We start from the raw sequence: 14646 nt of genomic DNA on the forward strand, positions 1-14646 counted from the left end.
GGCTAAGTTTTTACTAAAAATAGCAAAAATATTCCTATTCATAGAAATTGAAAGATTTATTCAACAGTCTTTTAATGCTACCTAACGTCTATATGAAGTTAAAGCGGTATTAATTATCTATAAAAATAAAAAGAGTTAGAACAACTAATTTATCTAAGAAGAACTATTAGTAATGTAAAACTTAATCATTAGATTTTTTATATTAATTAATAATTTAGACTTATATAAAAGGATTTAATTTACGGAGAAAGTAACCTAATTATGCCAAACTAAAAACTATTACGATAGAAGTTTTTGTGTACAAAAGTAGGTATTTATAATACTATGAATTTATTAAGTTATTTTAGTTGGAGACTTCTTATAAATGTCTAGTAATAGTGTTTTTTCTGGTTATACTCCTTATCATGGAGTATATGATGAAATTTTTTCTAGCGAAGGAAATGTACGAAATGATGTTTATCAAGCAATTAAAACTATAGATGAGTTAAGTGAAGAATCATTATATGAAAAGCAAAAGTTTGTTGATGCATCTTTTTTGAAAAATGGTATTACATTTACAGTTTATAATAATAGTGAAGGCACAGAAAAGATTTTTCCATTTGACTTAATTCCAAGAGTAATTTCCAAAAAAGAATGGCAAGAGCTTGAGAAGGGGTTGAAACAGAGACTTAAAGCATTAAATGCTTTCTTAAATGATATATATAGTGATCAGAAAATACTTGAAGATGGTGTGATTCCTAGAGAACTTGTAGAATCATCTGAAGAATATCTCCCAGAAATGAGAGGTGTAAAGCCGCCTCACGGGGTATATTGTCATATAGCTGGGCTTGATCTTATTAAAGATGAAAGTGGTTTTATGGTTCTAGAAGATAATGTAAGAACTCCTTCAGGAGTATCTTATGTCTTAGAAAATCGTAATTCTTTAATTAAAGTACTTCCAGAGGCTTTTGCAAATACTAACATCAAAAAAGTAGTAGATTACCCAACTGAATTAAGAAAAGCTCTTTCAAGCATATTTCCAGTTGTAGATGGCAAAAAAGGTTTAAGTGTAGTATTGACTCCAGGACAGTATAATTCGGCATATTTTGAGCATAGTTATTTAGCTCGTAAGATGGGATGTAAATTAGTCCAAGGTTCAGATCTATTTGTACATAATAATTATGTCTATCTTAAGACAACTAAAGGACCTAAACTTGTAACGGTAATTTATAGACGCATAGATGATAAATTTTTAGACCCTGAGTTTTTTAATCCAGAAAGTATGCTAGGTGTACCTGGCATAATCGAAGCATATAAGGCTGGTAATGTTGTTCTAGCAAATGCTGTAGGTAATGGTATAGCAGATGATAAGGCAATATATCCATATGTTCATAAAATGATTGAATATTATCTCAATGAAAAACCAATACTAGCTCAAGTTAAAACATTTTTTTGTAGCGAAGAGAATGATAGAAATTATGTTTTAAGTAATCTTGATAAATTAGTTGTTAAAGAGGCTAATGGTTCTGGTGGCTATGGTATGCTAATTGGACCTCAAGCTACAGCTGAAGAGCTACAAGAATTTGCAGTTAAAATAAAAGAAAAACCAAGAGCTTATATTGCTCAACCATTAGTTGAGTTATCTACAAGTCCAACATTTATAAATGGAAAAGTAGTGCCTAGAAGGGTAGATTTAAGAGCATTTTTAGTTACAGGTAAGGACACGTGGGTGTTACCAGGAGGACTAGCAAGGGTGGCTCTTAAAGAGGGATCATATGTTGTAAATTCTAGTCAAGGTGGTGGTTCAAAAGATACATGGGTTTTAGGGAGAGATAAAAAATGATGATATCTCGTACAGCAGAGAATTGTTTTTGGTTGAGTAGAAATATAGAAAGAGTTCAAATGTTAACTAACGCTATAAATGTTGCATATAATGTAGAGCTTGAGATATATGGAGATGCAGAAGATATTTGGTACCCTTTGATAGTTGTATTAGGGTGTAAAGATGAGTTTATTAAGAAGTGTGGTTATAGTGCAATATCTAATGCTAAAAAGATTCAAGAATTTTTAATTTGGGATAAAGAAAATCCATTTTCGATATATTCATCATTATCTTCAGCGCGTGAAAATGCTAGGATAATTAGAGATCTAATTGCTGCAGATATGTGGGAAGAGATAAATGAGCTATGGTTATGGATCAACTCAGCTGAAACACATAGATTTTCTATGGTAAATCTAGATGATTTTTGTAAGAAAATTATTAAGTTTTGTTTTTTATGGATAGGATTTTATCATAACTTTATTTTAAGAAATGATACCTATAATTTTATGAAGTTAGGTATGCTTATTGAGAGAGTTGACTTTACATTAAGACTTGGTGATATTCATCATCAAAGGGATATTAGTCTTGCATCAAAAAATGAAAGTATGGATGAATCTCAATATTGGCAAGAAATGTTATTAAATACAATGTCTAAAGATGCATTTATGCGCAAAGCAGATTTAGATATTAATAGAAAAGATGTAGCAGAATTTTTGCTAAAATCTGATGATTATCCTAGAACTATAGCTTTCTGTTTAAATGATTGTCTTGCTGTATTGAAAAGAGTGTCATATCACTCAACTGGAGTAGGTATGCGATCAAGAACAAAAGTAGAAGAAATAATAAAATATTTTGAAAGAAATTCTACAGAATCTTTACTAGAAAGAAACCATGAGTTTATTACTTATCTAATAAATTCAATGGCAGAACTCACAACTATTATCTCAAAAGAATTCTTTATATCTGATGTGGACTTCTATATAGCAATGCTAGAAGGATAGAAATAAAAGGAAAAATATTTAATGTTTAGTAATATTTTAGCTATATCGTCAGATTGTCCGATATCTCCACGAATTAATTTTTTAGCAGATGATGCAACAACTTTACAAGAGTTTATGTGGGGTATTGGTTGGTATAGTGATGATCATAATGCTGTTTCAATTTTAAAAGATAGTTATGTTGAGAATGTAGATTCTTTAAGTACTTTTTTTGAAGATAATCCTAACTTTTGTTCGAGTACTTTTATTGGACATATTTATAGTCATAGTTTGTTTGATAAAACTAACTTAAATCTTCAGCCTTTTATGAAGCCACATGCTGGTAAGGAATGGACTCTTGTTCATAATGGTGATTTGAATAGAATGTATCAAAGTACGTTATGTCTAAGTTTTTCTGACTATGAGCCTGTAGGTAAAACAGATTCTGAATATATATTATGTTGGATTTTATCTCAGCTAAGAAAGAAAAATATTAGGGAGTTAGATGATGATAATCTTTTTTACCTATATGATCTATTAAAACAAGTCAATGAAGCAGGGCAGGTAAACTTAGTTCTATCTAATGGTGATATAACAATAGTTTATCAAGATAAAAATGATTTTAATCCAATTTATTATCAGAAATTTTTTCCTCCAACAAATAGTAATAATTTAGATATTGGTTATATAAATATAGCTACAGGTTTATATGAGGATGGACTTAGGACTTATACTATATTTTCAAATAATAATAATGTAAAAGATACATGGAGAAAATTATTACCAGGTCAAATGGTAGTAGCTTCTCATGGGCGTATTGTATGGAATAGTGATAAAAATAGTAGCAATTTTGGAGGACATAAGTATCAACCCGAGCAGTTAAATGTTCCTATCGAGAATAAGATGCTTAAAGTCTCAGAAAGAATTTTGGAGATTATTCATACCACAAAATATACCTATGAGCTTCCCGTAAGTTTAAGTAAACATAATGTTCGTATGAAACCAATTGTGGATACAAAACAGAGAATACTTAATTATGATCTTAATGTATCTGTAGCATGTGAACAAGAAGAATATACAGATGTTTTTGGCAATGATGTTGTCTTTTTAAAGACTAAAGAACCTTATAAAGAATTTACAATAGAAATGAAAACAAAAGTTGCTATAAGTACTGATCATAGCGTACGCAAAAGATCTATAAGCACGCGTACAACGATGCCAATAACATGGATGCCGTGGCAAAGACAAATGATGACACCATATTTATTATCTGTAGAGCTACCACAAACTCAGCTTGAGGAATTAATGGAATATGCAGTCTCATTTGTAAAAAGAAATGACAGTGATATTATGGCAGTACTAGATGATATAAATAGGACCATTTATTATGAATATAGATATGTTTCAGGTTCTACTAATTTTACAACTACTGCATATGATGTTTATGTTACTAGACAAGGAGTTTGTCAAGATTTTTCAAATTTATTTATTTGTCTAGCGAGGCTCTTAGGTATACCAGCTCGTTATCGTACTGGTTATATATTCAATGGCGGACATTATAATAATACTGCTATGAGTGATGCTACTCATGCATGGGTTGAAGTTTATATTCCATGGATTGGTTGGGTAGGCTATGATCCCACAAATGGTTGCGAAGTAAATAGCGATCATGTACGTATAGCTTGTGGTAGAACGTATATTGATGCTACACCAACAACAGGAACAATCTATCGTGGTGGCGGTGGAGAGAGCTTATCAATAGATGTCAAAGTTTTTGATATTACAAATAAAACTCTTTAGAGATCTTATTTACAATATTTTGTATATTAGTTAAGCTATCTTTCTTAAAAAAATCTCAACAAACTCAATTCTTTGCTCGGCAGTTTTTGTAGCTTTTGTAATTAATAAATCTTGGTCTTTGGTAAGTCTAAAATCCGCTGGTTGAGATTGTAGTAGTTTTATTATTTTTTGTGGTTCAAATTTATTAATATCTGAGAAACTAATTTTTCCTGAAGTAGCAAACATTTTGATTTGACCAATACCTAGTGCAATAGCATCTATCTTTATATGAGCAACTTTTAGAAGATATGTAACTTCTAGAGGTAGTCTTCCAAAGCGATCAATAAGTTCAATTTTGATATTTATTAAATCTTTATGATCAGCTTTTGATATTCTTTTATAAATATTTAATCGGGTATTTACATCATAGATATAATAATCAGGTATTAGTGTAGGAATATTAAGCTCAACTTCACAAATGGTGGAATTTATTACTTCTTCAATATGAAGTTTTTTACCAGCTTTTAGATTAGCGATAGTTTTATCTAGAAGATCCATATAAAGATTTAAACCGATACCATCAATATTTCCACTTTGTTCTTTACCTAAAATCTCGCCAGCACCACGAATCTCTAAATCATGATTAGCTAAGGTAAAACCACCACCTAAAGATTCTGTATTTCCTATTGCTTCTAGTCTTTTAATAGCATCTTTAGTTATGCTAGCTTCATTAGGTATTAGCATATAGGCATAAGCTTGGTGATGTGCTCTACCAACACGACCTCTTAGTTGATGGAGTTGTGCAAGTCCTAGGTTGTTAGCATTTTCAATAATTAGAGTATTAGCATTTGGAATATCAATTCCTGTCTCAATAATTGTAGTACAAAGTAGGATATGATATTTATTATGTTTAAAATCAAACATAACTTTTTGGATTTCTTTTTCACTCATTTGACCGTGAGCTATTGCTATTCTTAAACGAGGGAATAATTCTTGAAGAATTTCTTTTTTCTTCTCTATAGTTTCTACTTTATTATATAAATAAAAGATTTGTCCACCACGTATAGTTTCACGACTTACTGCTTCACGAATAATATTAGTATCATATTCTTTAACAAAAGTCTTAACAGATAGACGTTTTGCTGGTGGTGAGGCTATAATCGATAAATCCCTTAGTGCTGAAAATGCCATACTTAAACTTCGAGGAATTGGTGTTGCTGACATTGTTAATATATCTATTTCAGCTTTTAGTGATTTTAATTTCTCTTTTTGCGCTACACCAAAACGATGTTCTTCGTCAATGATCAATAAACCTAGATTTTTAAAATCTATCTTTGATGAGATTAATTTATGTGTACCAATAATTATATCAACACTACCTTTTTTAAGATTCTCAAAGAGCTCTTCTTGCGCTTTTGCTGTTTTAGAGCGAGTAATAACTTCAATATTTACAGCTGTGTTAGTAAACCTATCTTTAAAACTATTATAATGCTGTTGAGCTAGAATAGTAGTTGGTACTAAAATAGCGACTTGCTTTTGGTTTTGAGTTGCCAGATATGCTGCTCGCATTGCAATTTCAGTTTTACCAAAGCCAACATCTCCACATATAAGTCTATCCATAGGCTTAGCTGAAATCATATCTTTAAAAACATCATTAATTGCCAAAAGTTGGTCAGGAGTTTCTTCATAAGGAAAATCAGCACAAAATCTTAGATAATCTTCTTCATCTAGTGAGTTACTAAAACCTTGACGCATTTCTCTTTTAGCATATATTTCTAGAAGATTAGCTGCGACATCAATAATTTTTTTGATAGTTTTTTCTTTTTGCTTTTTCCACTTATCTGAACCAAGCTTATTTAAAGCTATTTTCTCGGTCAGAGATGAATTATAAATAGAGATTAAATTTAATGATGTTATTGGGACATAAATTTTGGCATCATTTGCATAAAGAAGTAATATAAACTCATCTTTTTTACCATTAAGTTCAATACTTTCTAAACCTTCATATCTACCAATACCATGATCAATATGTACAACATGCATACCAGGTTTTAGGTCAGTTAGATCTTTTAGATCAACGGTAGGGTGATGATCATGCTCTGATATTTTGACAGTATTTTGAATATGCTCTGGAAATAAGTCTACTTCTGTAATTAATGCAATCTTATCATCTATTATTACGCCTTCTTGAAAAGGTGAAACAATTAAGCAAAATTTATCTTTAAGTTTAAGAGCATCATCGAAGTTTTTAGCAATTTGTATATTTAATTTTAGCTTGTTTAGGTGTTCCAAAAGAACTTCAGCACGACCATTTGAATCAGTAGAAAAAATTACTTTTTTAAATTCAGATTTATCTAAAAGTTGCTGTAAATCTCTAAATGGATTTGCTAGTTTGTAATTTGCAGATACTTTATCTAAATGCTTTACTTTTAGGGTTTTTGATTTAGATTTTGCTTCTTGAAACCATCTGGTATTATTAAACTGCTCATAAGTATCTTTGATTTCTTTTTGTGAATAAAACAGCTCTTGATATGGAAGTATAGGTCTATCAATATCGTGCTTAAGCTCATTGTACCTAAACTTAGCCTCTTCTATAAAAGCTTCAATAGAGTTATTAATATTATCAACAAGGTGAATATTTGTAGCATTAGGTAGATAATAAAAAATACTTGTAAGTTTTGTATAAAATAAAGGTAAATAAAACTCTATACCACTAAAATATTCATTGTTTTCTATATAGGTTGCAATTGTTGAATTAAGAGCTTTTTCACCACAGAATAACTCTAGTTTTTCTAAAGCTAGATTCATATTTTGATTATTATAAATAAATTCATGAGAAGGCATTATATTAATAGATTTTAACTCTTTACCAGAACGTTGGGTCTCTGTATCAAGTTCTTTAATGCTATCGATTTCATCATCAAATAGATCTATTCTATAAGCTATTTTTGAACCGACTGGAAATATATCGATAATACTACCACGAATACTAAACTCACCTTTTTCAAAGACGTTGTTTACTAGAGTGTATCCAGCTTCAGTTAGCAGTATCTTTTGTTTAGTTATATCCAATGTCTGACCGGCTTTAAGTATAAGGCTATGCTCTTTTATAAATTTAGCTGGAGCAAGTTTTCTTAAAGTATTTGATATACTAGTGACAATGAGAGTATTTCTAGAATTTTGGGTTAATTTATGTAATATTTCTTGGCGTCTAGATATGATATCTATAGCTGCTGAGAATCTATCATAAGGAAGTATTTCTAAATTAGGAAAAAATAGTATTTCTAAGTTTGAATTTTCAGTATTTAGATATCTTAGTTCTTTATATATTTTATGAGCTTGTTGAGAATCTTCAGTAACTATTAGATTAAATTGACTATTTTGTTTTAGATACTCATTAAATAAAATACTAAAAGATGATCCATAAGCATTAGATACAATAGTATCTTTTGCAGATATTTGATTATTGAGCATTAGAAAATGTTAGATTAAAAAATTATAAGATAAATGATAATATAAATTAGTCTCTATCGCCAGCTACAGCACCAAAGATTTGTAATAGAGTTACAAAGATATTAAATAGTGAAACATAAATGTTTACAGTAGCTAAGATGTAATTAGTTTCCTCACCTCTAACAATAGCATTTGTTTGCCATAAGATAAATCCACCAGAGATAAATGCAAATACTAGTGATATCACAAATCCTAAAGCAGGTATTTGTAAGAAAATATTTAATACTAAAGCCACAATAGCCACAATCGCGCCTATAGCACAGAATGAACCAACTCTATTGAAGTTTCTAGCTGGGCTCATAGATATTGCAGATAAACCTAAAAATATAAGTCCAGTAGTACCAAATGCCATCATTATTAATTCAGCACCATTTTTAAACTGTTGGATATATAAGTTCAATATTGGACCTAGTGAATATCCTAGTAATCCTGTTAATGCAAAAGTTAAAACGATACCCCAAGGAGAGTTTTTTGTTGCATTAATACCAAATAATAGTCCTATATAAACAACTAACATTAGAATAGGATTCATGATTGCCGCGCCAGTGTGCATAGAAACGAATGCTGTAAAAGCACTAAATAACAAAGTCATTGATAGTAACCAGTATGTGTTTCTAAGAACTTTATTTGCTCTCAGAGCAGACTCTTGCGATAGAGAATCTATTACTCGAGTGTTGTTTTCAAAATTATTCATTTTTTCTCCTTCTGAATTTGTATTATATAATGTAAATAAAATCTAATCAGTGAATGATTATACCATAAAACTATATCCTTAAATATGACATCTAATGAGAATTTTTCAAGTAATTTATTTTACAAACTAATATAAATATCATATAAGAATGATACGAATATTAATGAAGAAAATATTAGATATAAAAGAGTAGTAGTAACAGTTTCATTTTTACCACCAGCTAATATTTTACCAAGAGAAAAATAAACAGGAATTATTAAAACATTTAATACTAAAGCTAATAACGTTGCAAAAATAAGCATAAGATTACTAATCAATGCATTAGCAGAAAAAATACCAATAGTAATCATAAAAACTCTAATAAATTCTATATATAACATCGATTTAATTAGTTTCGTGTTAATTATAGACTCAATTTTTAATGTAATAAGATTGAATCTCCAGCCTGCATAGATTAAAAGACACATAATATACCCAGCTATAAGGAATAACAGAGTGCTTGTTGAAGAGTTTAAATATGCAGGATTTATAGAATTTATAGCATTTATAGCATTTTCATATTTTAAGAAATTAAGGTAGATTACTTTATTTACAATAATAAGAGCTAAACTAAAATAAATATATTTAAGGAGTTGAGCACCATTTTCTTTATTATTTGTGATTGTTAGTATATGTAAATATATCAGTGATAAGGGTAGTACGATTAGATTAAAGCTACTAAAAACATTTAAGTTTAAAAATAAATAGAAAAGAATAAGCGAGAATATAAAAAATATAGTAAGAACACCATAAAAGCTAATATTAATTCTTTCAGTTTGGTTTGTTAGTGATGTATTTAATCTATAACTATTTTTTAAGAAAAATACTAATAAAAATATAATTACGGCTAAGTAGAATATTTTAAAATAAAAAAGATTTTTAAAAATTAGAAAATATATTGCAATACCTACAGCAATACCTAGTAGTGCACTTGAATATATTCCAATAAAGCCATATAAACGACGTAAATCAGTTTTTAGATAAAAAGAGCTTAAGTTAAACATGAGATTTACAATAACTGTAGCAATTCCAATCCATAAAGCAGCACAGCTAAAAAGAAGCATATTATTAACTAAAGATAATGCAACGGCAATAATTGTAAATTGTAAGCCATGAATTATTGACTTAGTTGATCCAAAAAAGTAGTTACTAATACAACCAAAAATACCTGCAAAAAATATTACAAAAAGATGATCATCACGATTATAGAATAAATCTATTTTACCGTATTGGCTCATAACAGTTATAGATGGAGCTATAGCTAAACATAAACAAAAAACCATAAAAGCAATAATATGTAAACCTCTAGGTTGTTTGAAATGGATATTTACTTTTGATATGTTTATGTTTTTTCTCATATTATTTAAGTAGTAACTCTTGCAGTTTTAATAAATATTCATTCTCATCAGGGAGAGTATTATATTTTTGAGATTTCCACATCTCTTCAGCTAAATAGTCTATCATAATATGATGGACTTTATGCTCATCATTCTTATATTTGTTAACTAGTTTGTAATAAGTTTCATTTATACCAAATGGGCGATTGGTCTGAACTTGCTCTATTATAGCTAGATGTAGGCTTATATGTAGAAAAGGGTTTATTTGCCCCATTTCAGGAGAGTAATCTCTGTCTATATTATCTATAGTAATCTGTTTTTGATATTCTGGATGTAGTTCTATAATTCTAGCAATTTGCTCTTCGATTGCTGTTAAAGATTGTTTATTTTGAAACTTACTCCAGCTATCTATAAAAAGTTTACGTAGTTGAAGTCTATCTTGAGAAAAAATCATAAGTATTTTTCCTTATCTTTAAATTCACAGTAGTCATAGATAATACAATTTCTACATTTTGGTTTCTGAGCAGTACATATATACCTGCCATGTAATATTATCCAATGATGAGCATCTTGAAGATATTCTTTAGGTATGACCCGCAGAAGTTTTTTCTCAACTTCATTAACATTTTTTCCTTTAGCCAGAGGGATACGGTTAGCTAATCTAAAAATATGTGTATCAACTGCCATAGTGGGTTTCCCAAAGGCAGTATTTAAAACTACATTCGCAGTTTTTCTACCAACACCTGCTAGGGAAATCAAATCATCAAAATTATCAGGAACTTGACTATTAAACTTTTCAATCAAGTCTTTGCATGTAGCTATGACATTTTTAGCCTTAGTTTTATAAAGTCCAATTGATTTTATATATTTTTCTAATTTTTGCTCTCCTAAAGCATATATCTGCTCAGGAGTATTAGCAACTTTATATAAAACTTCAGTTGCTTTATTAACACTAACATCTGTAGCTTGTGCAGATAAAATTACAGCTATTAAAAGTTCGAAATTACTAGTATATTCAAGCTCTGTAGTTGGATTAGGATCATTTTGTTTCCAAGTCTCAAAGATTTGGATTCTTTTTTGCTTATTCATTGATGCTAGGTTTTTTCTTTTTATTTCTAAATTTAGTTAATGAAGCAGCTATATATGCTTTTTTATCCATTTCTTGAGCTGTAGCAATATTTTTATAAACATCGCGCTGCTTAGATTTTGATTGTTCAACTCGTTGTTTATGGAATTCATATCTATCACGATAATAATCTTTTTGAGTTTCATACTCATCATCAGATAGATTTACTGGTTGTCTTTCTTCTGTAATATCTACTAGAGAGATACAGTCCATAGGACATGGTTCAATACAAAGTTCACAACCTGTGCATTCTGATTCGATAACTGTATGCATCAATTTCTTTGTTCCAGATATTGCATCAACAGGACAAGCCAATATACACTTCATACAGCCGATGCACATTGATTCATCAATTTTTGCAATAGCACGAGGTTTTTCCTGTCCCAATGAAATATCAAGAGGTATTTCGGGTTTATTTAATAGTTTAGATAGTTCTTTTAAAGTTTTTTGTCCACCAGTGATACATTTATTATGTTTTTCACCATTTGTTATGGCTTTTGCATAGCTATAACAATCTTCATAAGTGCATTTCTGACATTGAGTTTGTGGTAATACTTTATCAATCGAGTCTACTGATATAATCATATTAATATAATTCTATGTTTGTTTTACTTTCTATATCTTTTATATAATTAGCTATATTGCTAGGTATTTCAATAAGTCCTTTTGACATTGTTAAAATGAAAAATATTGGAAAAATATTGATATCATCCCAAGAAAATTTTTCACCATTAATAAAAGGACTTTTTATATAAGGATTGATTTTCTCTAATAACGCATTTATGGCTTTGATTGAATCATAAGGAGGATTTTTTAGTAGAGAATCCATGTTGCCAATATATTGAGATTTTTTGTTTATAAAATAATCTTTAGCACTTTGTGTTGGAAAGTCACATTCATTAGCTGGATGATGAGGTATACGAGGATATACGACCCTACGATAATGAGGAGCTAAATCAGCAACATATTCTTTTACGATGCTATCTATAGTTGATTCGTCTATTTTAAAATTTTGTAGTTTAGCTATATATTTACATATTTCATCACTTTCTTTGATAAAACTACCATCATTTTTTTCTAAGAAAGGTACTTGTTTAGATCCAATTCTATCAATATGTGCTTTTTCATCATCATTTGCTAGGAATATAATTTCATAATTTAGTTTACTTAAATCAGCAACTAATCTTACTTTTATACAAAAGGGGCAGTGATGGTACAAATATATTTTCATAGTGAATTATTTGTATGGTTTTTATATTTTTACTAATTATATCATTTATTGAAATTAGATAAACATAACAATGAGAAGTTAAAAAAATAGCTAATATATTAATTTATATTTTATTTCTCTATAAAAAAAGATTAGTATAAAATTTATTATCATTAGGAAACACAATGTTTAAAGATCTAAAATCTAAGCAAAGCTTTACAATCGCGGCTATTACATTTTGGGGCCAGTTTGCAACTTATAGCCTTATATCTATATTAATTTTATATCTAACTAAGTCAACGGCTCATTATGGTTTAGGCTTTTCTGAACATCAAGCCTACTCATTCCAAGGGGTTAGTCAAGCTATGGGATATGCTATTTTGATGATAGGTGGGTATATAGCGGATAGGTATTTAGGCCTAAGAAGAGCAATACTACTAGGTAGCTTACTTATGGCTTTTAGCTATTTGCTTATTTTTATAAGTGGTTTTTTTGTTCAATATACTAATGAGTTTTTTATATTTTCTTATGCTTTAATTCCTGCTAGTTCATCTTTATTTTTAGGGACATCTTCAGGCATGGTATCTAAAATATATAGTACAGATTTTAAAGCAGCTAAAGGAGCTATGACTTCATTTTATATTGCGATAAACTTAGGAAGTTTAATAGCGTTTACTGTTTCACCGATATTGATAGGCTATAAATATGGAGCTTTAGCAATTTTAGCAATAGTTTTTGTTGGGAAGACTATAGCAGCGCTAAACTTTTATTATCGTTTTGAAATGTATGATAATGTTGTCGATAAAATTGATAAAGAATCTATGCCATATAAATCAAAACTTATAGTAGTCTCATATCTAGTAGTAGCTTATGTATTAACTCTTATATTTTATCAAATTCCAAATCAGGCTAATGTTATATTAGGCACTATTAGTATTATTTGTTTGTTAGCTTTCTTATTAAGAACCGTAACTGGGTTAAAAGCTGAGGTAAGAATTAAGCAAATAATTGGACTATTTCTAATTGTAATAGCAGTAGTATTCTTTGTTGTTTATAATCAAATGGGTTCGACGTTAATCCTTTTAGCTAAGAATAACTCTGATTTAAATCTATTAGGATTAACAGTAAAACCAGCAAGTTATAACTTAATAAATCCGATTATTATAATTTTTGGTGGAATGGCATTAATTAAAATTTATCCTCTCATACCGAGATTTTATATACCGTATCAATTTGCTGTAGGAGTTTTATTATCAGCAATTTCACTACTAGTTCTATATTATGCTTTTTTAAATACCTCAATAGGTATTATAAATGGTAATTATATTGGACTTACATTTGTCTTACTTTCAATAGCAGAATTATTTGTAAGCGCTGTTGGTTTAAGTATGATTGGAATATATTGTGATTCTAAAACTATGGGCTTTGCAATGGGGGCATGGTATATAGCATGCTCATTATCAAACTCTATTACAGGTTTAGTAAACCAAGTTGTTGCTTTACCTAAAGATGGCGTATCGACTCTTGCAAGTGCTACAATATATCAAAATTACTTTTTAAATATGGGAGCTACAGTATTAGTAATTGGAATCTTTATATGTTTTGTAACATTTGCAATGATAAAATATATGAAGGCAAGAAATATAGATTTTGTATAATGGATTAACTTAAAGAAGGAGCATTGAAATTTCTCTTAGCAGCTTCTTGGTCTAATAAATATAGGCCACTATCTTTAACAAGTTTAATTTTGTTTATCATATCTCCAACAGTAACTTCTTCTTCAACTTGCTCATCAATAAACCATTGTAAGAAGCTTTTAGTAGAGTGTTCTTTTTCTTCTAGTGCTATATCCATAAGATCATAAAATTTAGTACTTACTTCTTGCTCATGTTTTAGAGTCGCCTCAAAAACTTCAAGTAGAGAATTAAAATGATTTTGTGGAGCTGCTACAGGCTTGACTTCAATACGACCATTTTTATCATTAATAAATTTCATGATTTTCTTAGCATGAAAAAGTTCTTCTTCATATTGAGCCATAAACCAGTTTGTAAAACCTCCTAAGCCAAGGTCTGCTGTATAGCCAGCCATAGCTAAATAAATATTTGCAGATTCTAATTCATAATTAAATTGATCATTTAAAGCACCTAATAGTTTCTTTGATAGCATAGTT

The 14646-nt window shown here is 29.3% G+C and carries 12 protein-coding genes; 4 read left to right on the top strand and 8 right to left on the bottom strand.

Annotated elements, in window-relative coordinates:
• Nucleotides 1–364: 364 nt before the first annotated feature.
• Genes R8535_RS03420 through R8535_RS03430 form a run of 3 tightly spaced genes read left to right on the top strand, consistent with a single transcriptional unit; the run spans nt 365 to nt 4578 of the window.
• Nucleotides 365–1822 (top strand): circularly permuted type 2 ATP-grasp protein, encoded by a 1458-nt coding sequence (locus tag R8535_RS03420; protein WP_329496679.1) that lies wholly within the window; start codon nt 365–367, stop codon nt 1820–1822.
• The gene (locus R8535_RS03425) at nt 1822–2802 is read left to right on the top strand and encodes an alpha-E domain-containing protein (RefSeq protein ID WP_329496685.1); all 981 of its coding nucleotides are present in this window, start codon (nt 1822–1824) and stop codon (nt 2800–2802) included. Before R8535_RS03420 ends, R8535_RS03425 begins: the two co-directional genes overlap by 1 nt.
• 21 nt (nt 2803–2823) lie before the next feature.
• Nucleotides 2824–4578 (top strand): class II glutamine amidotransferase, encoded by a 1755-nt coding sequence (locus R8535_RS03430; RefSeq protein ID WP_329496677.1) that lies wholly within the window; start codon nt 2824–2826, stop codon nt 4576–4578.
• A gap of 30 nt (nt 4579–4608) precedes the next feature.
• Here the strand turns inward: R8535_RS03430 and mfd are convergent, their stop codons facing one another.
• The 7 genes from mfd to grxB form a co-directional block, all read right to left on the bottom strand.
• Nucleotides 4609–8031 (bottom strand): transcription-repair coupling factor, encoded by a 3423-nt coding sequence (mfd, locus tag R8535_RS03435; RefSeq protein ID WP_329496675.1) that lies wholly within the window; start codon nt 8029–8031, stop codon nt 4609–4611.
• A 46-nt stretch (nt 8032–8077) separates the two neighbouring features.
• A complete protein-coding gene (locus R8535_RS03440; protein WP_329496673.1) occupies nt 8078–8764 on the bottom strand; it encodes a Bax inhibitor-1/YccA family protein in 687 nt (228 codons plus the stop codon).
• A 119-nt stretch (nt 8765–8883) separates the two neighbouring features.
• The gene (locus tag R8535_RS03445) at nt 8884–10161 is read right to left on the bottom strand and encodes a hypothetical protein (protein WP_329496672.1); all 1278 of its coding nucleotides are present in this window, start codon (nt 10159–10161) and stop codon (nt 8884–8886) included.
• A gap of 1 nt (nt 10162) precedes the next feature.
• A complete protein-coding gene (locus R8535_RS03450) occupies nt 10163–10594 on the bottom strand; it encodes a DUF1841 family protein (protein ID WP_329496671.1) in 432 nt (143 codons plus the stop codon).
• Nucleotides 10591–11229 carry an endonuclease III gene (gene nth, locus R8535_RS03455; protein ID WP_329496669.1) on the bottom strand — a complete coding sequence of 213 codons (639 nt, stop codon included), beginning with the start codon at nt 11227–11229 and terminating at the stop codon, nt 10591–10593. Before nth ends, R8535_RS03450 begins: the two co-directional genes overlap by 4 nt.
• The gene (locus R8535_RS03460) at nt 11222–11851 is read right to left on the bottom strand and encodes an RnfABCDGE type electron transport complex subunit B (protein ID WP_329496668.1); all 630 of its coding nucleotides are present in this window, start codon (nt 11849–11851) and stop codon (nt 11222–11224) included. The genes nth and R8535_RS03460 overlap by 8 nt, the downstream gene beginning before the upstream one ends.
• A gap of 1 nt (nt 11852) precedes the next feature.
• Nucleotides 11853–12497, bottom strand: a complete 645-nt coding sequence (grxB, locus tag R8535_RS03465) for a glutaredoxin 2 (protein ID WP_329496665.1) — start codon at nt 12495–12497, stop codon at nt 11853–11855.
• Nucleotides 12498–12661: 164 nt separating this feature from the next.
• Between grxB and R8535_RS03470 the strand changes: the two genes are divergently transcribed.
• Nucleotides 12662–14134 (top strand): peptide MFS transporter, encoded by a 1473-nt coding sequence (locus tag R8535_RS03470; protein WP_329496663.1) that lies wholly within the window; start codon nt 12662–12664, stop codon nt 14132–14134.
• Between the two features lie 4 nt (nt 14135–14138).
• Here R8535_RS03470 and R8535_RS03475 read toward each other — a convergent pair whose 3' ends face one another.
• The gene (locus tag R8535_RS03475) at nt 14139–14642 is read right to left on the bottom strand and encodes a ferritin (RefSeq protein ID WP_329496661.1); all 504 of its coding nucleotides are present in this window, start codon (nt 14640–14642) and stop codon (nt 14139–14141) included.
• Nucleotides 14643–14646: the final 4 nt, after the last annotated feature.

This window comes from Francisella sp. 19S2-4, assembly GCF_036281795.1.
Taxonomy (GTDB): Bacteria; Pseudomonadota; Gammaproteobacteria; order Francisellales; family Francisellaceae; genus Francisella.